The following is a 21,057-nucleotide window of genomic DNA, read 5'->3' on the forward strand; positions in this document are numbered from 1 at the left end:
TAGGTTCGAGCCCTAGTGCGTCCACCATTTTTCAATGACTTGCAAAGCAGTATTTGGTCTATCACTCGTGTCGGCTAACGCGGGGGCTAACCGGCGTTAGGCCTGTTTCCGTTTCACTCACGATCCAGTGAGCACACCTTGATAGGCCGGGTCCTCAAGCGCCTTGCCGGCGCCCATGGCAACGCAGATTAGGGGCGTGTCGGCGACTTTCACGGGAAGCCCGGTTTCCTCCATCAGCGCTTCGTCCAGGCGGCGCAGCAGGGCGCCCCCACCGGTCAGCGTGATGCCCTCCTCTATAATGTCCGCCGAAAGTTCCGGAGCCGTCTGCTCAAGTGCGGTCATGACCGCCATCTTGATCTGGCCGACGGGTTCGGAAAGCGCTTCGGCGATCTCCCTCTCGCTGATCGTCATTTCTGCCGGTCGCCCGTTAACAAGGTCGCGCCCCTTGACGATAATATGTCTGTCCTCGTCTACCGGCGCCATAGCTGATCCGATCTCGCACTTCACGCGTTCCGCCGTGGCTTCGCCGATCATCAGATTGTGCGTGCGGCGGATATGCGAAGATATCGCGTCGTCCAGCCTGTCACCACCCACGCGAGCGCTGTTGCTGTAGGCAATGCCTTGCAACGACAGCACAGCGACTTCGGTGGTGCCCCCGCCGATATCGACCACCATGGCTCCGCGCGGCTCCGTGACCGGAAGACCCGCGCCAATCGCGGCGGCCATGGGCTCCTCAATGAGCTGTACATGCGCCGCGCCCGCATTTGCAGCAGCGTCCCTCAGCGCACGTCTTTCGACCATCGTCGATCCGGACGGCACACAAATCACGACTTCGTGACGGCGTCCGAACCGGTTGCTGCCGTTAAGCGCCTTGTCGATGAAATGCTTGATCATCTGTTCGGCGACGTCGATGTCGGCGATAACGCCGTCGCGCAATGGCCTGATTGCCTGAATGCCGGAGGGCGTCTTGCCCAGCATCAATTTGGCTTCGTTCCCGACGACCTTCACCCGCCTTATTCCCTGGCGCGTCTCGATCGCGATCACAGAGGGTTCATTGAGAACGATCCCACGGTCCCGGACGTATATGACCGTGTTAACGGTCCCGAGATCGATGGCCATGTCGCAAGCGGAAGACGAAAGGAAACGGGGCAATTTCATCGGATGGACAGGCAATCTTCTTTGGCGGGATGGGTCCCGTCCCAGTGGAGATGGCCCCGCTATAGCAGAAGAGCGCTGCGACGACCCGTCCGGTTCTCGGGTCCAGTGGAGAGAGGCGATCCAAGACTAGCCGAATAAGTCGCGAGGCTTGCGGCTCCAGCACAAAAAAGTCCCCGCTTCCTGATGGGAAGCGGGGAAGTCTGGGTCGCAATGCGGGCAAATGCCTGCGCCGCCCAATAGGTCATGCGGCCCCGGTCATGACAAGAGCGTAAGACTTAATCCAGATAAAGCATCCCAAATTGAAACGAGTATTTCGCATTTTTCCAACAGGATGCCCGCCAAAGAGTGGAAGCCAACCAACATAGATCAGGAAGAATTTACGCTTGCTGATGGATTTCAGCTACCGTTGCCGCCCGTCCAAATGCGGATCGGCTACCCAATGAGCGATCTGACCAGCAGCCGCAATACCCCTGCATCATCGGGAAAGTTGGTGCTGGCCCTCTCCAGCAGCAAGATCGCCTTGTTAAAAATCCTGTCGTGCGATGCAGCGCGGGCCTGGGCCAAATGTGTGTCACGCGTGGCCGCTTCGCCAAGCTGTCCCACAGTTGGAGCCGCAGAGGTAAGCGTGGTGCTATACACCGCCCGGACCATGACACGCGACCGGCGCTTTTTGAGGATCGCGTTGACTCGGACGACGAGTTCATCGGGAATGAATGGCGTCGTCAGATAAGCGATGCCGCCCTTCCTCTTTTGAAGCGGAAAGGGTATCTTGCTGGCGGAGCGCAACCGGCGCTCGGGGCATTGCAGATGATCGATCTTTCACCTCAGCCACAGGATAAGGCCGCGGGCCCGGCGGAGTTGCATCCTGCGCCTCGCCATGACCCAACGTCTGCCTCGCCCGGGACAGACGCTCTCGCCGATGCAACGCGTCGGCCGCATGAGCGTGCGGAAGCGGCGATAGAACTGGTCTCGCGCTGGTCTGGTCCCTTGGCGATGGTCCTGGCGCTGGCGGCGATCGCTTGGTTGTTCATCCGCTGATTCGTTTTCCCAAACTCTGTCCGAGTCGGACCAAGCGTTTCGATTGAAGAGTTATTTTCTGCTTGCAATTTCGCCTGTGCAGAATTCGGGTCGTCGCATGTGAAGGGCAGAGCATCCTCCTGGAGGAACGGATCGTCGGAAAAGTGCATCCGCGCGTCCCACCCCTCATTGTCAGTCCAGAACATTTATGTCCTGCTGCTGCGCAACATAATACCTGGATAAATCCTAGGCAGCGGATGTCTGATCCAAGTCACCGTCTTCAGGCGTGCGATTGGCGTCACGACATAAAAAGGGTTGCAGATGTCGAAAATTGATCTGGCGATCGCGGGGTCTCCCAGCCGCCAGCCCACAGCAGCCGTTGCGCAACGGAATGTGCGGCTCTGGCTGTGCATGTTGCTCCTTGTCGCCGATATGGCTGCACTGGCTACAGGCTTTGCGATAGGTTTGCGCGTTGCCGCCCTCCCCTTGTCGTCCAGCGAATTCTGGCAGCCATTGGCCGGCGGAGTAATCGTCTACGGCATCGTTGCTTTCCATAACCAGGCCTATAACCCCATTTGCCTGACGCGGCTCACACCGTCCCTGCGCAATGCGGTTACGGCATTCGCCGGCACCTTGCTCATCTTCTTGCTCGTCGTATTTTCGTTGAAAGCCACAGGTGACTTGTCGCGGCTGGGCATCTCCGGCGGGATATTGTGCAGCGCCGCGTTGCTCGGATTTCAACGGCTGTTGATTGTCAGGACCGTCCGCCGGAATTTCAGCGATAACCTGTTCGCTCAGCTTCTCATAATTGACGAAGGCATCGTTCCTGACGACGTTAGCGGCATGGACATCGTCGAGGCCGACGTCGCCGGGCTCAGGGCCGATCTGGATGATCCCTACATGCTGCATCGTCTCGGCACGCTGTTGCGAGACTACGATCGCGTCGTCATCTCCTGCCCGGCCGAACGCAAGGCGGATTGGGCGCAAATGCTCAAGGGCGGCAATATATTGGGCGAGATAATCGTGCCTGAACTGGACACGATGGCGCCGCTCGCTGTGCAGAATTGCCGTGGCGTCTCGACCCTGGTGGTTGCGCGCGGGCCCCTCAACCTTGCCAACCGGGCCAAGAAACGCCTGCTGGACATCGCGATCACGGTGCCGCTGCTGATCGCCCTCGCGCCCTTGATGATTGCCATAGCTATCGCAATCCGGCTGGATTCGCAGGGCCCGGTGTTCTTCAAACAAGAACGGATCGGGCGCGGTAACCGTTTGTTCCACATCCTCAAATTCCGCAGCATGCGGGTGGAACAGTGCGATAGCGCGGGTGCAGCCTCTACCCGCCGCGATGACAACCGTATCACCCGGGTCGGTGCCTTCATTCGCAAAACGAGCATCGACGAATTGCCGCAGCTCATCAACGTGCTGCTGGGCGAAATGAGCCTGGTCGGTCCCCGTCCTCATGCGTTGGGTTCGACAGCTGAAGAACAACTGTTCTGGCAGGTTGATCGCCAATATTGGCACCGTCACGCTTTGAAGCCGGGAATTACCGGCCTTGCTCAGATCCGGGGTTTTCGGGGCGCGACCGAAACTCGGCGCGATATCCTGAACCGGGTTGAGGCAGATCTGGAATATCTGCATGGCTGGAGCTTGATGCGCGACGTCGCCATTCTGATCGGCACATTCAACGTACTGGTGCACAAGAACGCTTACTGAAGACCCGCCCACCATAAGCGGGCATGGGCGGGAGTGGGCCCCTCCCCTGGCTATGGCAAGTAGCAATCGCTTCTTCCATAATCTGGCTATCACCCTCATTTTTCGATGAAACGAGGTCCAATGCTGCGCTGCGAGAAACGGCTGGTTAAGCATATGATGGGATGTCCCCAGCATCACCAACAGGCTGGACGACGGACGAGGCGGAAGAAATTATGGCTCTCGCAAGCGAGCGAAAAGCCATCTCTCAGCTGGCCGCTGGTGGCCACCATATTCCCGTTTCCGCGCACGAGACCACTCGCGCAAGCCGCGTCGAAGATGGCATTCAGTTCTTGTCGCGCTGGGCGGGAATTGGTTCGTTCGCCGGAGTCCTGGCCGGAATTGCCGATCTGGCCTTTTGACCAGAGTCGTTTGCAACATTGCTGCAAGATTAACAGGCACGCGGGGGATGTAAAACGCCGACGATTACCAGTTTTACGACCGACTGAACCGTTGTTTTGTCACGACAAACCGCACGCGCGGTGGTTCGTTTTGCGTGCAAACGCGACTAGCATGACTTCCATTGCTGCAATGCAATAAAGGGTCGCAATTTGAATATAGCTTTGAGTCCGCGCTTTCGGAAGCCATCCTTTGCGCCTGCAAAAGGTCGATCGCGCTTGTCTGGCGCAGCGCTCGCTGCCGCGCTCACCGGCGTCATTGTTGCGGGTGCGCCTGCAGCATCGCGCGCGCAAACCTCCATTGCCAATGATGACGACGCCCGCCTCAAGACCATGGGGCTCCACGCCACTGCCGGGCTGGACCTTCTCTATGATGACAATATCTATCGCGTCGACGATCGGGTGGAAAACCCGAAAGATGATCTGATAGTAACGCCGTGGCTGGAACTGACCTACGGCAAGCCGTTGGGGCGACATGACCTGCTCCTGCGCGGCAAGGTTGGCTATGACCGCTTCGTTTCCGAAGGGCAACGCAGCAAGTTGCGGCTGGATACGGAAGCGAGAGCGACGATACGCTTTGGCGCGACATGTTCCATCACACCCATGGCGGCTTATCGCCAGCAACGGGCGGATTACGGCGATCTCAATCAGCAGACTGAAAATCTCCAGCGTTTTACGACCTTGGGCGCCGAGCTTGGATGCGAGCGGTCGGGCCTTTTTCCGGTAGCGAGTTATCGCCGCGATCTGACGCGCAATGCCCGCCAGTTCGACTATGCCGATCAGACAAGCGACACCTACCTTGGCGGGATTGGCTACAATATGCCGAGCCTGGGCACCCTCATCGCCTTTTATGAACGGGTGAACAGCCGCCGCCGCGAGCTGGGCATAGAAAACCGGATCAACAGCTATGGGCTGAAATTCAAACGCGCCGTTTCACCTTTGACGCAAGTCGATGCGGATGTTCGCTGGCTGGATGTGACCAGCGATTCCGCCGCGGTCGGCACCTACAAGGGTCTTGGCTGGGACGTCAGCCTGTCAAGCAGCCTCATACCACGCCTGAAACTCACGGTGAGAACCGAACGCGGCATCGTCAATGATAGTCTCATCGCAAGCGGTTTCGCGATCCGGACCCATCATCGGGTCGACGGCGCCTTTGCCATCTCGGAACTGACCTCCGCTGGCGTGTACGCGGATTGGGAGCGGCGCAAATTCCGGCAGGATGCAGCCTTGCGCCCCTTCTCGATCGAGGCGGACCGGACCCGCCGCTTTGGCGCCATGCTCACCCGCAAGTTGAGTGATCGTGCCGAATTGACGGTCGATGCCCAACATTACCGCCGGCGCACTGACACTGACATCGCGAGCTATAGCGGCACCCAGGTCACCTTGGGCGGAGCCGTAAAATTCTAATCTTGAACCTAAAGGAGCATGCACTGTGAACAACGTCACTCTGCTGACCAGCCTCCTCCTCCTCGCGCCAGCGGCGCTGTCAGCACAGACGGTGCCGGCCGGCTCTGTTGCGGCCGTCGCAGCGGTCCCGAGCGGCCCGGCGGCGGATACAGGCTATCTGCTGGGACCTGACGACGAAGTGAAGATCAGCATCTTCGGCCAACCCGACCTGTCGTCGACAACGCGGATCAAGGAGGATGGCACCGTCATGCTGGCGCTGGTCGGCCCCCTTACGGCGCGCGGCAAGACGACCTCGCAACTAGCTCAGGCAATCGCCACCAGCTATGCGAGCGGCGGATTTCTCACCAATCCTTCCGTCAGCGTGGAGGTGAGCAACTATGTTAGCCGCTTCGTCACCGTGCTGGGCAACGTGCCGCAGGGCGGCAACTATCCGCTGGATCGCAACTATACGGTGGCATCCATGCTGGCCAAGGCCGGCGGATCGACAAAGGATGGCGCCAACGCCGTCATCCTGACACCGGCGGACGGCAGCGGCCCGGTTCGCATATCGCTCGCGGACATGGCGGCGGGCGCCACCCGCCAGCTGAAACCGGGGGACATCCTGTTCGTACCGCCAGCAGAGAAAGTCTACGTCTATGGCCAGGTGCAGCAGCCAGGCGCCTTTTCCTACGTGCCGGGCCAGAGTTTCCGCCAGGCGCTGGCACTGGCCGGAGGACCGACGCTGGCCGGATCAACCAAACGCATAAAAGTGCGCCGGGAGGGGAAGGAGATACAGGCCAATCTGGACGATCCGGTCCGGCCTGAGGACGTCCTCATCATCCGGGAGAAGCTGTTTTGACAACCCTCGATCATGGCTTCGCGCAGCACCGGTCCAGCGGCATGCTGGACTGGCTGTCGACTTTCCGCCGGACTGGCCCACGCGGCGATCATATCCCCGATGGCCCACATGTGCCCGCCGCCGAACCCTTGCTGCTCGACACGCCGGTGCAGCCGGGCTTCCGTCCGACAGGGCTGGAAGAGCAGGCGAATAATGATCCTCGACCGCTTGCCATGGGCGCCATGGCCGCACCGATCAGGCCGATCAGCCTACGCCGGGATTCCATCTACAACGCCTTCAGTACCGCAATGCCGGTCACGGATCGCCACGGACTGGCCGGTCGCAACAATGAACTGGAAAAGCTGGTCGAGGCGATCGTTGTCCAGCGCAAGCATGCGGTGATCTTCGGCACGCGCGGGTCGGGCAAGACCTCTCTGGCGCGGGTCTTCGGCGATCTTGCCGACGAGGCGGGCTGCATCGCCCTCTACGGATCGGCGAGCGGCGACGCGGACTTTGACTCGCTGTTCCGTCCATTTCTCTCGGAATTGCCGATGAGCGCGGCGGGTCAGGAAAAGGCGCGCAAGCTGATGAGCGGGCCGATCGACGTTACGCGGCTGGCTGCGTTGCTGGTGGAAGACGTGCGCCAACGCTCGATCCTGATCGTGGACGAATATGACCGGGTGCAATCCGACGAGGCCAAGACCGATGTAGCGACGCTGCTGAAGTTGCTGACCGACATACACTCGCCGGTGCAGGTGGTGCTGGTGGGCATTGCCGGCGATGTCGATGGCCTTATCGCCGCGCATCCTTCGTTGCGACGACATATCGCGCCGCAGAGGGTCGCGCCAATTCCCAAGCGTGACCTGGAACGGCTGCTGATGAGCTGTGCGGAAAACGCCCGGCTCGGACTCGACTCCGACGCCCTGGACGCATTGGCGGGCGCGGCCATGGGATCGCCCTATCATGCACGGCTGTTCGGAATGCAGGCGGCGCTGGTCACCGAAGGATCGGGCCGTGACCGCATAACCCTCTCCGACGTGGAGCAGGGGCTTGCCTCGGCGCTGGACGACTGGTCGGAAATGAGCGGGGCCACGCACGCACTGTTCCGGCGTATCCTTTGGGAAGCAGGCGCCAGCAGGCGCATGATCGCCCTCGCCGGCGTCGCAGCATCGCAAATGTCGATGATCTCCTATGATCGGCTGGCCAGGCTGGGGCATGAAGTGCTGGGCGGCGGATCGATCAACGAAGGTCAGGCCGCCGACGCGCTTCGGCGGTTGGCGCCGGCGTTGACGGCCATGCCTGGCGGCGACCTCTTCATGTTCGAAGATACGCTCGCGCCGCAATTTCTGCTGCTGATGGCCAAGCAGCCGGTGCCGAGCGTACCGCCTGCACCCACCCCGGCCGAAGAGATGCGCGCCATGTTGAAGGGAGTGGACGGGCTATGACCATGAACCCCATCGACCTGCTGTCCGCCGTGCACGCCCGCTGGCGGATGGCGGCCATCATAGGAGCGATCCTTTTTCTCGCGATCGCGGTAGCGGCCTTCGTGCAGCCCCGGCAATATATGGGAACGGCGTCGTTGTTGCTGGACCTGTCGCCCACGGACCCGACGGACACCAATAACGCGCAAGGACCTCGCCCGGATACCGATGCGATCCTCGGCACCCAGACGGACATCATCCGCAGTGCCAAGGTGCTGAACGCCGTGGCCAAGGAAGCCGGCTTCGTTGACGCCATGCCGTCCGACATGCCCGCCGATGCCAGGCTGCAATCGGCGGCAACCCTGGTCGGCAAGAACATGACGGTGACGACCGGGCGTCAGAGCAATGTGCTGCAGATACAATATCTTGATCCCGATCCGCAGGTCGCCGCCAAGGTCGCCAACCTGATCGCCAAGATCTACATGCGTGAACAGGTCGAACTTCGCGCGTCGCCCGCGCGCGGCTCTGCCAAATGGTTCGACGAACAGACGCAGGAAGTCCGCCGCCGCTATGAAATGGCACAAAAGCGCTTGTCCGATTTCCAGCGCGCGCATGACATCATCGGCATCAACCGGATGGATCTTGAGGCCGAAAAGCTCAAGAACATGTCCTATCAGCTTACCCAGGCCCAGGCCGAAGCGGCCGCAGCCCGGTCCAAGGCCGGTGCCGGCGCGGTTTCGGACATCGAAGGTTCGCTGATCGTCCAGAACCTTCAGGAGCAGGTGGCAACCCAGTCCGCCAGGGTCTCCGAATTGTCCAAGACGCTGGGCCCCAATCACCCCAGCATGACGGCGGCCAATGCCTTGCTGTCGGAGCTTCAGGCGAAGCTGGCGGCGGCACGAGCAAGCCAGGCTGGAGCCGTCAGCGCAAACAGCGTTGCCGCCAACCGCCGCGAAGGCGATCTCAAATCCAACATGGCGGGGCAAGAGGATCGGATGATCCGCATGTCCGGCGTGCAGGACCAGCTGATGGTGCTGCAGCGCGACGTCGACGCGGCGCGGCAGACTTACGATACGGTGCGCCAGCGCTTCAACGAAGCGGTGCTCAAGAGCCAGATCTCGCAGCCCAATGCCAGCCCGCTCGATGAAGCCACGATCCCGCTGCTGCCTGCCAAGCCCAATCTCATGCTGTGGCTGATCGCGGGTGTCGTGCTGGGCATGGTTGGCGGTGTCGCTACCGTCATCATCGCCGAAATTCTCAAGCCTCGGGTCCGTTCGGCCGCCGGCGTAGCCCGCGCGACCGAGGTGGAGGTCATCACCGAACTGAAACCGGTCGCCCCGCGCGGCGGCTGGTTCTTCAAGCAGCAGGAGGCCGCATGAGACTGCGTTCGACGGCGGGCGCCCCGCCCCAGATGAAGCCCGGCGGCGGCACCGCCGCCCTTCGGCCCCGCGTCCGCGACAATCACAGCTTCGCCAGGCTGGCCATTGACCATGGTTTCCTCGCCGAATCCGACGTCAACCGCGTCGACATTCACGCTCGTTCGCAGGGGGTGCCGTTCGCGGATGCCGCCGTCGAACTGGGGTTGCTCGACAGCGACGCTGCCGGCGTTCTCGCGACTCTTGCGGGCGGATTTTCGCTTCTACCGGCAGATGATGACCGGATGGATCCGCTGGTCGTCGCCGCTTTTGATCCGGCCGATCCCTATGCGGCCAAGATCAGGATGGTTCGCGCCAGGATGCGCGCCGCTGCCAAGGCGGGCGACGCAGCGGCCCTGCGCCTGGCCGTGCTCTCCGTCGATGCTGGCGAGGAAGCCGCAGTCATGGCCGCGAACCTGGCGGTCGTGTTCGCGCAGATGGACGGGCAGACAATGCTGATCGACGTGGACATGGGCAACCCGTCGCTCGACCGGCTTTTCCGGGTCGCCAATCGGGCTGGCCTCGCCGAACAGTTGATGGGCAGCGCGGCGCTTCTGCCGGCCGCCAGGACGGCAATAGAGGGGCTCTGGCTGATGACCGCGGGGCGCGCTTCAGGTAGTGCATCAAGTTTGATCACTCGAGGCCCGCTGGCGGAAACGGCCAATGGCTGGGGGCTGAAGGACACGTTGATGCTGTTCTACCTTGCCGAGCGCAAGGGTGACCAGACGCCTTTCGCCAGCATCCTTGTCGGCTTCGATGCGGTGGTGATCGTCGCCCGCCGGGGCGAAACGGTGATTGCCGACATGCGCCGCATCATCGACGATCTCGACAGGGCTGGCGTCCCTATCGCCGGATCGGTGATCGCATGAGCAGCGAACAGGCACTGCGGCAACCCTTTCCCTCCACCGAAGGACAGGACCCGATCGTCGGGGTCGGCGGCGTTCCCGTGTCGACCCTCTCGCTTGATGCGCTTATCGCCAAGATGGTTCGAGAGGCGCCGCTGCGTCGGATGCAACAGGCGTCCCCGCTGCTGGTATTCGACTGCAATGGACAGGGACTGTCGATGAACGCGACAGATGCCCAGTTCCGCGAACACCTGGCGCAGGCGGACCTCGTCCATGCTGACGGCCAGATCATCGTCATGGCGTCCCGCTGGTTCAGCAGAACGCCGATCGCGGATCGATCCAGCACTACGGACATGTTCATCGACAGCCTTCCTCGCGCGGCTGAACAGAGCGTGCGTTACTATCTGCTGGGCGGCGAAGAGTCGGTGAACGCGGAATGCGCCCGACGCGTCATGGCGGCAACACCGGGACTGCACCTCGCCGGGCGGCGCAACGGATTCTGGAAGGCGCACGAAGAAGATGCGGTGATCGAACAGATCAACGCCGCCGAACCCGACGTGCTGTGGGTGGGCACGGGCAAGCCGCGAGAGCAGGCTTTCTGTGTCCGCAATCGCCACCGCATCAAGGCCGGATGGATCGTCACCTGCGGTGGGCTCTACAATTATGTTACCGGCGACTATCCGCGCGCGCCCATGTGGATGCAGAAGTCGGGTTTCGAATGGCTGCACCGCATGGTGACTCGCCCCCGGCAACTCGCCTGGCGGTACATCACGACCAACCCGCATGCCTTGTGGCTGATCTGGAAGCACCGCCATGGCTGATGGGGCGTCTCGCGCTGATAGCCGCTTCGCTTCGCCGCGAGGCAGCGGCAGGAATCTGGTCCAGCTCGTCAGCCGGTTTGGCGTCGCGAGCCTGTCTTCGGCCATCGTGTCGGTCAGCCACCTGGCCGTGCAGCTCTTTTCGATCCATCATCTTGGCGCGGCGGCGATCGGCACTTTGGCCTTCCTGCTGGTCATCATCCAGTTCGGCTACAGCCTTTCGAACGCGCTCGTGTCGACGCCCTATACGATCGCCGTGAACCAGGATGGCGCGGGCGCCGAAAAGTCCTTCGATTTCTTCTTTCCGGTCAACCTGCTGCTTGCTCTGAGCCAGGGACTCGTCTGCGCCGCTATCGCGTGGGCGACGGCTTCGCCCGGCGCGGCACTGACGTTCGGCATCGCGGGGACACTGTCGCTCATCCGCTGGTTCGGCCGCTGCAACGCCTATGCGCATCATGCACCAACCCGCGCTGCCCGCTCCGACCTTGCTTATGCCGGCACGATTGTCGCTGGGCTGCTCATCGCCTCCCGCGCTGGCGCCGATCTGACGGGCATTGGCGGCATGCTGGTGGCGGCGAGCATTGCCGGATTGGTCCCGTTCGGGCTCAGCCATGTGCGGCGACATTGGGTCATGGCGCCCGCCCAGGCGCTCGGCTCATACCGCCCCATCTGGCGTGACCAGTCGGGCTGGACGCTGGTAGGCGTGCTTTCTACCGAAGCGACGTCGAACGCGCACAGCTATATCGTGACCCTCCTCGCCGGGCCGACCGCCTTCGCACCCGTTGCCGTGGGCATGCTGTTCTTCCGTCCGGTGAATGTCTGCGTCACCGCCCTGACCCAGCTGGAGCGCCCGCGCATGACCCGCGCGGTGGCTCTGGGCGATCATCACGCAGCGATAAAGTCGGAACGCATCTTCATGGCCGCGCTGCTGTTTCTGTGGGCAGCGACCTGTGTCCTGGCGGCGCTGGTGCTGTTCGGCTTTCCCCAGTTGATCCTCAAGCCAACGCTGGACCATCGGCTGGTTGCGATCGCCGTCGGCCTCTGTGCCCTTCTCTCGCTTGTCCAGTGCATGCAGACGCCGATGAGCGTCATGACGCAGGCGCGCAAGGCGTTCCGGCCGCTGGCCACGCAGAGCCTGCGCAGCTGCGGCGTAGGCATCGTCGCGGTCACAGTCCTGACGCTCGCCGTCGCGCCGATTTTCTCAATCGCGGGCGTCGTCCTGTCGCAGATCGTGATGATGCTGGGCATCTGGCAGCTTGACCGCCAGTGGCGGCGCCAGCTTTCGGGGGAGATGTGACAGTGGCGACCAGCTGGCATCGCCGCGGCTACGCGCCTCCGGTGTCCCGATCCCACCCGGTCGGCGAAAAGGAAAGCCGCATCGTCCTGGTGGCGCAGATTTTCTATTTCGTTTTCCTGATGATGGTCTTCATCGGCCAGCAGCCCTTCGCCATGCGGACCCAGGAAGAACTGGTCGCGATGGCGCAGAATAATGACGGGTCCGACCTGTTCAAGCAGACATTGTTCATCGGTTTTGCGCTCCTGCTGACCACAGTGCAGATCGCGCGCAAACAGCCATTGCTATATCATTTCACCTATTGGCCGCTTGCCGTCATGTTGGCCTGGTTCTTCGTGACCTGCAGCTGGAGCGTCGATCCGTTCGTGTCCTTCAAGCGGGCGATGCAGCAGCTTATCGTGATCTACATCACCTTCTGCGCGCTGTCGCTGATGGGGCCGGAGCGGCTGTTCCAGTCGCTGCGCGCGGCGCTGGTCGTATCGCTACTGATCTGCTGGATATCGCTCCCGCTCACCCCTGCGGCAGTCCATCCGCCCACCGAGAGCGACCGGGCCCTGATAGGCGCATGGCGCGGCTTTTTCTTTCACAAGAACATCGCCGGGGCGGTCATGTCGATGACCTTCATCATCTGTGGCAACAGCTGGATCGATACGCGGAAATGGCGCTATGCGCTTTTTGCCGTTCTTGCGTTCGTGTTCGTCATTGGGACGAAGAGCAAGACGTCGCTGGCGCTGTGCGTCGCGATGCTAGCGATCAGCAACGTTTATCGCCTGCTGAGTGGCTCCACGCCCAAGAGAGCGATATTGCTGATGGTGCTCGCCTTCGGGATGGTCGGCGTGCTTGGTCTCTACATCGCCTATCAGCCGGTCGTGGAGCGGATCTTTGCCGACCCGACATCCTTCACCGGGCGCGTTTCGATCTGGCGGGTGGTGTTCGCCTACATGCACGACCACCCCTATCTGGGCGCCGGCTTTGGCAGCTTCTGGCAGGTCGGTGCCCGGTCCCCGGCCTTCGACTACATCAACCAGCATTTCCAGCTGTTGATCGCCCATTCGCACAACGGCTATTTGGAAATCTGGGCGACCACGGGCCCGTTGGGGCTGTCCCTCTTGCTGCTCTCGTTCATCGCCATGCCGGCCTGGTGGTTCCTGAGCGGCGCGACAAAGGAAAACCAGCATCTGATGGTTCCGGCCTTCGCGATCTGGGTCTTCGTCGTTTATCACAATCTGCTCGAGACCTCCTTTTTCGACCGTGATCGGCAGGTCTGGGTGATCTTCCTGGCAGCGATCGCGACCGCCCATGCGGGCTTCAAGGCAAAGCCCAGGCCGTCGTGGCGACGTGTTCATCTCCGAGTTGCGGAGCCCGCCCATGGCTAGGATCATCATATGCATCGCAACCTGCAAACGGCCGTCAGGGCTAAGGCGGACACTCCTTTCCCTCGCCGCGCAGAAGACGGACCATCTGCTGGAAATACTGGTCGCCGACAACGACGCTCAGCATCGCGAGGGGCTGGCTGTGGTCGAAACCATGATAGCCGAAGGATATCGCTGGAAGCTTTCATCGCTGCTCGTCGGGGAACGGGGCATCCCCTTCGCCCGCAACGCGCTGGTCGAAGCAGCGCTCGCGCGTGAGGGTGTGCGCTACGTCGCCATGCTGGACGATGATGAAGCAGCCTCGCCGGAATGGATCGACACGCTGGTCGAAGCTGCGAGCCGTTGGGACGCCGATGTCGTGGGCGGCGCGGTGCTTCGGCAGATGGATCGTCCGGCGCCATCCTGGGCGGCTCTCCATCCTCTGCTCCAGGCAAAGCGGCGGGGACGTTCAGGCATTGTCGACTTTGTTGACAGCACTGCCAACATCCTCGTTACGGCCGAGGCGCTGCGCGCCATGGGCGGCCGACCCTTTGACGAGCGCTTGGCGCTGACAGGCGGCGAGGACAAGCAGCTCTTCACGAGAATGCGGCGCGCCGGCTTTCGCTTCGCCTGGTCGGATGACGCATTGGTCACCGAATTGATCCCGGCAAGCCGCGTGACCGCCAAATGGCTGCTTATGCGGGGGTATCGGCTCGGCATGACAGATATGATGGTCGAGCGGTTCCATAAGGGACGGCTGCGCACGACCTTGGGCGAGCTGCCTCGCATCGCCGCCGGCTTTCTGGTCGGGACCATCGGCGCGGCGGCGACACTGGATCAGGGCAAGCGGGTCGTGCGGCTGGGCAAGCTTTACCGCGCCGCCGGCAAGATCGCCGGACTGGCCGGCATACCCTATGAGGAATATCGAAAGGTGCATGGCGCATGAATGATGCGACCCCCTTCTTCTCCGTCGTCATCCCGCTCTACAACCGCGCGGCCATCGTCGGCGACACGATCCGATCGGTCCAGGCGCAGGATTGGCAGGATTTCGAAGTCGTCGTCATCGACGACGGTTCATCCGACAATCCCGAACCTGTGATCAAGGCGCTCGGCGATCCCCGCGTGCGCTACATCCGTCAGGATAATGCCGGTGGTGGCGCGGCGCGCAACCGAGGGATCGTCGCGGCGCTCGGCCGGTACATCGCCTTCCTCGATTCCGACGACCTGTTCCTGCCGGGCAAGCTGTCCATTATGGCAAAGGCGCTGGCCGGGGATGACGGGCGGGCCGTCCTCTATTCCCGCATGAGGGTGGACCGGGGCGTCGACCGCTATTGGATCAGGCCTGATCGCGGCATTCGCGAAAATGAGGATGTCGGCGAATATCTTTTCTGCGCCAACCAGTTCATGCAGACCAGCACCATGGTCGTCCCGACCGCCATGGCGCAGGAGGTGCTGTTCGACCCGGCGCTGAAAAAGGGGCAGGACCTCGACTTCTGCGTTCGCCTGCAGGGCGCCGGCGCACGGTTCCGGATGATCGACCAGCCCTTGACCGTCTGGCTGGACGCCACCGAAGCGGGCCGCACATCCTATGTGAAGGGCTATGAGACGTCGCTCGACTGGCTCGACCGCTGCGGCCATATGCTGACAAACCGGGCGCGGCGGGGCTATCGGGCGACGGTGCTGGCCTATCACATGGCGCCGATCAGGCCGGTCCTGGCGATCAAGGATCTGGCGATCGGCATGGTCGCGGGCGGCGTTCCGCCCAAGGTGATCGCGCGGCAGGTGCTGCGTTCCTACCTGCCCAAGCCGCTTTATCGTTCGCTGGTGAACAATTTCGTCCTGCGCTTCGGCAAGGCCGGGGCCGCCGGGACGGGAGCCGCTTCGTGATGACGGCGTGGCAACCACCATCCAGCCTGCAGGCGGCGGTCGCGGCACCGTTGTTCTCGGTCGTGATCCCGACCTATCAGCGGCGCGACACGGTTGTTGCGGCGGCGATGTCCGCACTGGAACAAAGCATCGCGATCATCGAGGTGATCGTGGTCATCGACGGCTCCACCGACGGGACGGAAGTGGCCCTGGGCGCGATCAAGGACCCGCGCCTGAAGGTGATCGTCCAGGACAATCGCGGCGCTGCGGCGGCGCGCAACAAGGGCATCGACCACGCGCGCGGCCGGTATATCGCCTTTCTCGACTGCGACGACCGTTTCCTGCCCTATCATCTGGCCGATCTGCTGCCTTTGCTGCGCGAGAGCGACGACGTCGTCGCCTATGGACAGGTGCTGGCCGATCGGGGCAAAGGGCGCAATTTCCTGAAACCTCCCCGCGCCATCGCTCTTGGCGAGGCCATGGATCGCTACCTGATGTGCGACCGGGGCTTCATCCAGACCAGCAGCCTCGCGCTCAGCCGCGCCCTGGCGAAAAGGATACGCTATCGCGAGGATGTGAAGTTCGGGGACGATACCGACTTCGCGATGCGACTGTCGCTGGCTGGCGCGCATTTTCTGATGACGGACCGGCCCGGGACGATCTGGGCAGATCGCCAGGCCGACGAGCGGCTGTCGCAAGTGCGCGGAAGTGTCGGCAGCCTGGCCTGGCTGCGCGATCTGCAACCGCATATCTCACCGCGCGCCTTTTCCGCGTATATGGGCTGGCACGCCGCCAAAAGCGTCTGGCCGACCAGCCGGCGGCGGGCGATGCGATATTATTTAGGCGCCCTGTGCAGGGGCGCGTTCGGACCAAGGCTTGCGGCGACGGTACTGCTCCAGATCGTCATGCCCGATCCGGTCTATCGGCGCATTTCCGACCGATGGATCGATTTTTCCCACATGCTCGTCGGGAAAGGACAGCGGCTATGAAAAGGCGGGAATTCCTGACCGGGGCGCTGGCGCTGGGCGCATGTTCGCCCGTCGTGCCCTCCAGCAATGCGCAGGAAAGCATATCGTCGGGAGGTCTGGCAGCCCATGCGCGACGCTCCGGGCGCTATTTCGGCGCGGCGATCAAGTCGCACCAGTTGCGTGAAGACCCCGATTTCACCGCCGCTGTCGTCCGCGAATGCGACATGGTGGTCGAGGAATATGAGCTGAAACGCGGCACGACCGAACCCAAGCCGGGCCAGTATGATTTCAGCGGCGCGGACCAGATCATCGCCTTTGCGCAGCAGCATGGCATGCGCGCACGTGGCCATGCGCTGGTCTGGTATGCGGCCCAGCCCAAATGGCTGGAACCCGCACTGCAGCTCGCCAATGGCAGCGAGCGCGAAAAACTGATGTGCAGCTATGTCGACACCGCCATGCATCGCTACGCCGGGAAGATCGCCGAATGGGATGTGGTCAACGAAGCGCTGGAACCCAATGAGGGGCGCGCCGATGGCATGCGCCAGAACAGCATGTGGATGCAGGCAATGGGCGAGGATTATATCGACATCGCCTTTCATCGCGCGCGCGCGGCCGATCCCAGGGCAACGTTGTTCCTGACCGATTACGGGATCGAACATGACTCTCCGCGCTGCGAGCGGCGGCGGACGGCCATGCTGAAACTGCTCGACCGGTTGAAGTCGCGCGATGTCCCGGTCGACGCGGTCGGCATTCAGGGGCATCTGAAACCCTTCAAGGAGGGCTTCGACCAGGAAATATTCGCTCGCTTTCTGGACCAGTTGCGCGGCTATGGTTTGGCACTGGCGGTAACGGAGTTCGATGTCGCGGATCGCGGTGGACCACCCAATCCCGGCAAGCGTGACGGTGAAGTGGCGTCGGTTGCGCGGGCCTTTCTGGACGTCGCGCTGGACAATCCGGCAATGCGCTCCATCCTGTGCTGGGGCCTGTCCGACCGCTATAGCTGGCTGTCCAATTTCCCGGACTATAAATGGCCCGATGGGCAGCTTTCCCGCGGCCTGCCACTGGACGGCAATATGCGCCGCAAGCCCCTGTGGGATGCCATCGCCTCCGCCTTTGACGCCGCGCCGCCGGTCGGGAGAGCAAGCGCATGAGGATTTCCTCGCTGACGGGCCTGCGCGGCGTGGCGGCGGTGTCGGTGCTGCTGTATCACATACCGCATAACCCGACTTTCGAAGCCTTCCGCATACCGCTCTTCTCACGGGCCTATCTGGCGGTCGACCTGTTCTTCATCCTCAGCGGCTTCGTGATTTCCTTCGGCTATCACGACCGGGTGGTGAACCATTTGGGACGGGCCAGCTATATCGACTTCCTCATCAACCGCATGGCGCGGGTCTGGCCGCTGCACCTGATCGTCACGCTGGTTTTCATGGGCCGGATATGGCTCAACGTGTCGGGCAGCCAGTCGATCGACCTCAATGCGCCCAATATCATCACCAACATGCTGATGGTGCAGAGCTGGGGTTGGGGGACCGAACCGATCGCCGGAAACAGCTGGTCGGTCAGTACGGAGGTCGCCGCCTATCTGATATACCCGTTGATCGCGATCATCGCCTTTTCGCGCTGGGCCTGGCTCCAGGGATTGCTGTGCGTGGGGATATTGGCACTGGTGGCGTCGTCGGGACTGGGAGCCAGCGGTCCGCTGGACGTCAATGACAGCGATACGGTGCTGACGCTGCTCCGCTGCCTCGCCGGTTTCTCATTGGGCGTGATCACCTATCGCTGCGCGGAAAAGGACTGGTGCAGGTGGCTGATGGACCGAAGGGGCGGTTTCGCCACGATATGCGGCCTGATCGCGCTGGCGCTGATGCTGCCGGGCAAGGTGGATGTCCTGGTGGTTTGCCTGCTGCCGGCGCTGGTGCTGAGCTGTTATTATAACGGCACCGCCGCGCGCGCCGTGATGGCCAATCCGGTAAGTTTCCATTTGGGCCTTATCAGCTACTCCATCTACCTCTGGCACCCGCTGGTTCGCGACGTCTTCGCGCGCGGCATGGGGGTCGCGCACAAACATGGCATGACCGGTTTCGACTGGCTGTTCCTTGCCGGGATGCTGGTGGCGACATGGCTGCTCTGCTGGGCGAGCTATGCATTGGTCGAAATAGGCGGACATCGGTTGATCAAGTGGCTTCAGCGCGGCGGCAAGTCGCACAGGCCGGTGCGGGCGACCGCCTGATGCCCGCCATTTGGATCGCCATTCCCACCTTCCGGCGGCCCGATCAGCTTCGCCATCTGCTGGAGACGCTGCCGGGGATGGCGGGGCGCCATGACGTGATGGTGCTGGTGGCCGACAACGACCCGGATCGGCAGGACGGAAGCAACGTGGTGCGGGATTTGCAGGCGAAGGCCTATCCCCTGCCCCTGACCCTGCTCACCGTCGCGGAGGGCGGGCTTTGCAACGTGCGCAACGCGATTAGCGATACGGCACTGGCCGATCCCGAGATGCGCTTCCTGGCCATGATCGACGATGACGAATGGCCGCAGCCCGGCTGGCTGGATGCGCTGCTGATCTGTCAGGCGCAGGTGGGCGCCGATGTCGTGGCCGGGCCGGTGGACAGTTGCTTCGTCGGGCGAGCGCCACCCTGGGTAAAAAATGCGCTGGTCTTTCGCGCCGAGGAAAGGCCCTTCGGCGCAACCGGCATGCTCTGGGCGAGCAACAATCTTTTGGTCGCACGCCGCGCTCTGGACATGATCGACCAGCCCTGGTTCGACCCGCGGTTCAACCTTAGCGGCGGGGAGGACCTGGACTTTCTCGCCCGCCTCCGGGAAGCGGGCGCGCAGTTCGGCTGGGCGCCAGAGGCACGGGTCAGCGAATGGGTGCCGGCCGAACGGGCGCGCTTGGGCTGGGTCCTGCGCCGCATGTGGCGCATTGGCTACACCGAAACACTGGCCCGTCGGAAACGGCGTCCCGGGATCGCCGGGCAGGCAATACTGCTGTTCCGTGCCTTGGGGATATTGACGGCACGGACAGCCGGCCTGGCGGGGCTGCTGCTGCCCGGCGCGCGTCGGGTCGACATCGCCGGGCAGTGGGTAAAATGCTGGGGGCGCCTCTATGCCCTGTCAGGCGGCGCCCACAGCCATTATGGGGCGCTATAGATCTTGAAGTTGCGGATGATCATGTCGCCCGATCCATCATTATAGGCGCCATCGGTTTTCACCGCGACGTCCATGATCGGATACCAGCGGTGCCCCTGAAAGGGGTTGACCGACTGGTAGGTTTCGACGCCGTCCACGAACCAGGTGATGTAATCCCGCTGGATGTCCACGGCGAAACGGTGGAAGTCCTGGGAGTATCCCTTGAGGCCATAGGCCTGCTCGGTCTGGATGACGACGCCCCGCTGGAAGCTCCGCACGCCTCCGCTGCCGCCGTGAATGGTCTGCCCGATATGGCGGTCGAAGTCCCAGTAGCTCTGATAGCCAAAGCCTTCGTAGATATCGATTTCCGGCGGCCATCCGCTGGTCGATATCAGCCAGAAGGCTGGCCATGATCCGCGACGGTTCGGCATCCTGGCGTCCCATTCATATTGGCCGTAGCCAATTTGGGACGCCAGGAAATTGCGGCCGTCCAGCACCGTGGCGCCGTAATTCCAGCTCTGCCCATCATAGCTGATCGGCGTTTTCAGCTTCTGCGTGTGCAGCACCAGTCCGCTGGTTCCCCAATAAACCGGGCCTTCGATGCCCGGAAAGACTGTGGCATCCAGATAAAGGCCGGTTTCGCCGTTCGCAATTTGGGTGCGGCCATGGGACAGGGACGTCGCCCAGCGATTCCAGCCCCCATCGGGCGAACGCTTGTGGTTTTCCTTCTTCAATTCGAATTGCAGCGTCCCGGTAGCGGCGAAGGTGCGCGGTGCCCGGAAGGTGCCCGTTGATTTGGCCGTGGGCGCAATGCTGCTGGTGGCGGTGATCGTGGCGGTCGATTGCCCCTGCAGCCCGCCCCAAGGCGCTTCCCGCAACTTCAACTGGAACTGCTGGCCTTCCGCCGCGCTGATGATCGGCACCTCGACCGTCTGTATCAGCGGATCACCGGGCCGGAAGATCACGACCGTGTCGACCGTCTGGTAATTATAGCCGGACAAAGCCCGCAAGGCGCCTGATCCGTTCACAGTGGTGATGCGAGCGATCACGGTGTTGGGCGTCGGCCGGTCCAGCGTCACGGGAACATAGGCAGTGCCCGTCCCGGGACGGAAGGTGGCGTTGCCAAGAGAGAGAGTCGATTTTTCGGGTAGTTTTGTGCCGCCCGCAAAATCAAAGCTCGAGAAGCTGGATGTGCTGAACCCGGCCGTTCCGCTGGACGTCGAAATGGTGGTCGGCAACGATGTGGTAATGCTGCCGCCAGCCGAAATCGTGGTCGTTCCGCTCAACTTGCCGCCGGTTGTGGTGCCTGTGGTTAAGATTGTGGCCGCTCCCGCGGCCACAACACACAGGACAGCAAGTCCGGCTCCTCCGAAGGAGCCGGTCAGTTTGATATTCATGTCATG

19 protein-coding genes are annotated in these 21,057 nt (G+C 62.4%); 17 read left to right on the forward strand and 2 right to left on the reverse strand.

Annotated elements, in window-relative coordinates; all coding sequences use genetic code 11:
- Positions 1-117: 117 nt before the first annotated feature.
- Positions 118-1,158 carry a rod shape-determining protein gene (locus AAC640_RS12255; protein WP_340266649.1) on the reverse strand — a complete coding sequence of 347 codons (1,041 nt, stop codon included), beginning with the start codon at positions 1,156-1,158 and terminating at the stop codon, positions 118-120.
- A gap of 220 nt (positions 1,159-1,378) precedes the next feature.
- Here AAC640_RS12255 and AAC640_RS12260 point away from each other — a divergent pair, with 220 nt between their 5' ends.
- The 17 genes from AAC640_RS12260 to AAC640_RS12340 all read left to right on the forward strand — a co-directional run bounded on the left by AAC640_RS12260 (position 1,379) and on the right by AAC640_RS12340 (position 19,675).
- Positions 1,379-1,888 carry a hypothetical protein gene (locus AAC640_RS12260; protein WP_340266651.1) on the forward strand — a complete coding sequence of 170 codons (510 nt, stop codon included), beginning with the start codon at positions 1,379-1,381 and terminating at the stop codon, positions 1,886-1,888.
- 608 nt (positions 1,889-2,496) lie between these two features.
- Positions 2,497-3,888, forward strand: coding sequence for a sugar transferase (locus AAC640_RS12265; RefSeq protein WP_340266652.1), 1,392 nt, complete (start codon positions 2,497-2,499; stop codon positions 3,886-3,888).
- Between the two features lie 161 nt (positions 3,889-4,049).
- Complete coding sequence (locus AAC640_RS12270; RefSeq protein WP_340266654.1) at positions 4,050-4,286, forward strand: hypothetical protein; 237 nt, start codon at positions 4,050-4,052, stop codon at positions 4,284-4,286.
- Between the two features lie 336 nt (positions 4,287-4,622).
- Positions 4,623-5,729 (forward strand): hypothetical protein, encoded by a 1,107-nt coding sequence (locus tag AAC640_RS12275; protein WP_422794992.1) that lies wholly within the window; start codon positions 4,623-4,625, stop codon positions 5,727-5,729.
- 25 nt (positions 5,730-5,754) lie between these two features.
- Positions 5,755-6,567 carry a polysaccharide biosynthesis/export family protein gene (locus tag AAC640_RS12280; RefSeq protein WP_340266658.1) on the forward strand — a complete coding sequence of 271 codons (813 nt, stop codon included), beginning with the start codon at positions 5,755-5,757 and terminating at the stop codon, positions 6,565-6,567.
- The gene (locus AAC640_RS12285) at positions 6,564-7,991 is read left to right on the forward strand and encodes an ATP-binding protein (protein ID WP_340266660.1); all 1,428 of its coding nucleotides are present in this window, start codon (positions 6,564-6,566) and stop codon (positions 7,989-7,991) included. The genes AAC640_RS12280 and AAC640_RS12285 overlap by 4 nt, the downstream gene beginning before the upstream one ends.
- Positions 7,988-9,346 carry a GNVR domain-containing protein gene (locus AAC640_RS12290; RefSeq protein WP_340266662.1) on the forward strand — a complete coding sequence of 453 codons (1,359 nt, stop codon included), beginning with the start codon at positions 7,988-7,990 and terminating at the stop codon, positions 9,344-9,346. The genes AAC640_RS12285 and AAC640_RS12290 overlap by 4 nt, the downstream gene beginning before the upstream one ends.
- A complete protein-coding gene (locus AAC640_RS12295) occupies positions 9,343-10,251 on the forward strand; it encodes a P-loop NTPase family protein (RefSeq protein ID WP_340266664.1) in 909 nt (302 codons plus the stop codon). Before AAC640_RS12290 ends, AAC640_RS12295 begins: the two co-directional genes overlap by 4 nt.
- Positions 10,248-11,048 (forward strand): WecB/TagA/CpsF family glycosyltransferase, encoded by an 801-nt coding sequence (locus AAC640_RS12300; protein ID WP_340266666.1) that lies wholly within the window; start codon positions 10,248-10,250, stop codon positions 11,046-11,048. Before AAC640_RS12295 ends, AAC640_RS12300 begins: the two co-directional genes overlap by 4 nt.
- Positions 11,041-12,342: a polysaccharide biosynthesis protein gene (locus AAC640_RS12305; protein WP_340266668.1), complete on the forward strand. Its 1,302-nt coding sequence runs from the start codon at positions 11,041-11,043 to the stop codon at positions 12,340-12,342. The genes AAC640_RS12300 and AAC640_RS12305 overlap by 8 nt, the downstream gene beginning before the upstream one ends.
- Positions 12,312-13,715, forward strand: a complete 1,404-nt coding sequence (locus AAC640_RS12310; protein ID WP_422794989.1) for an O-antigen ligase family protein — start codon at positions 12,312-12,314, stop codon at positions 13,713-13,715. Before AAC640_RS12305 ends, AAC640_RS12310 begins: the two co-directional genes overlap by 31 nt.
- Complete coding sequence (locus tag AAC640_RS12315; RefSeq protein WP_340266672.1) at positions 13,708-14,637, forward strand: glycosyltransferase; 930 nt, start codon at positions 13,708-13,710, stop codon at positions 14,635-14,637. Before AAC640_RS12310 ends, AAC640_RS12315 begins: the two co-directional genes overlap by 8 nt.
- On the forward strand, positions 14,634-15,578 hold the full coding sequence (locus tag AAC640_RS12320) for a glycosyltransferase family 2 protein (RefSeq protein ID WP_340266674.1): 945 nt from the start codon (positions 14,634-14,636) through the stop codon (positions 15,576-15,578). Before AAC640_RS12315 ends, AAC640_RS12320 begins: the two co-directional genes overlap by 4 nt.
- A complete protein-coding gene (locus AAC640_RS12325) occupies positions 15,578-16,546 on the forward strand; it encodes a glycosyltransferase family 2 protein (RefSeq protein ID WP_340266676.1) in 969 nt (322 codons plus the stop codon). Before AAC640_RS12320 ends, AAC640_RS12325 begins: the two co-directional genes overlap by 1 nt.
- On the forward strand, positions 16,543-17,676 hold the full coding sequence (locus AAC640_RS12330) for an endo-1,4-beta-xylanase (RefSeq protein ID WP_340266678.1): 1,134 nt from the start codon (positions 16,543-16,545) through the stop codon (positions 17,674-17,676). The genes AAC640_RS12325 and AAC640_RS12330 overlap by 4 nt, the downstream gene beginning before the upstream one ends.
- Complete coding sequence (locus tag AAC640_RS12335; protein WP_340266680.1) at positions 17,673-18,755, forward strand: acyltransferase family protein; 1,083 nt, start codon at positions 17,673-17,675, stop codon at positions 18,753-18,755. The genes AAC640_RS12330 and AAC640_RS12335 overlap by 4 nt, the downstream gene beginning before the upstream one ends.
- Positions 18,755-19,675 carry a glycosyltransferase family 2 protein gene (locus AAC640_RS12340; protein ID WP_340266682.1) on the forward strand — a complete coding sequence of 307 codons (921 nt, stop codon included), beginning with the start codon at positions 18,755-18,757 and terminating at the stop codon, positions 19,673-19,675. Before AAC640_RS12335 ends, AAC640_RS12340 begins: the two co-directional genes overlap by 1 nt.
- On the opposite strand, the gene AAC640_RS12345 is transcribed toward AAC640_RS12340, so the two are convergent.
- A complete protein-coding gene (locus tag AAC640_RS12345; RefSeq protein WP_422794990.1) occupies positions 19,660-20,940 on the reverse strand; it encodes a glycoside hydrolase family 16 protein in 1,281 nt (426 codons plus the stop codon). The two genes, AAC640_RS12340 and AAC640_RS12345, sit on opposite strands and share 16 nt — an antisense overlap.
- Positions 20,941-21,057 lie beyond the last annotated feature (117 nt).

Origin of the sequence: Sphingobium mellinum, from assembly GCF_037860795.1 — a bacterium.
Classification (GTDB): Bacteria; Pseudomonadota; Alphaproteobacteria; order Sphingomonadales; family Sphingomonadaceae; genus Sphingobium; species Sphingobium mellinum.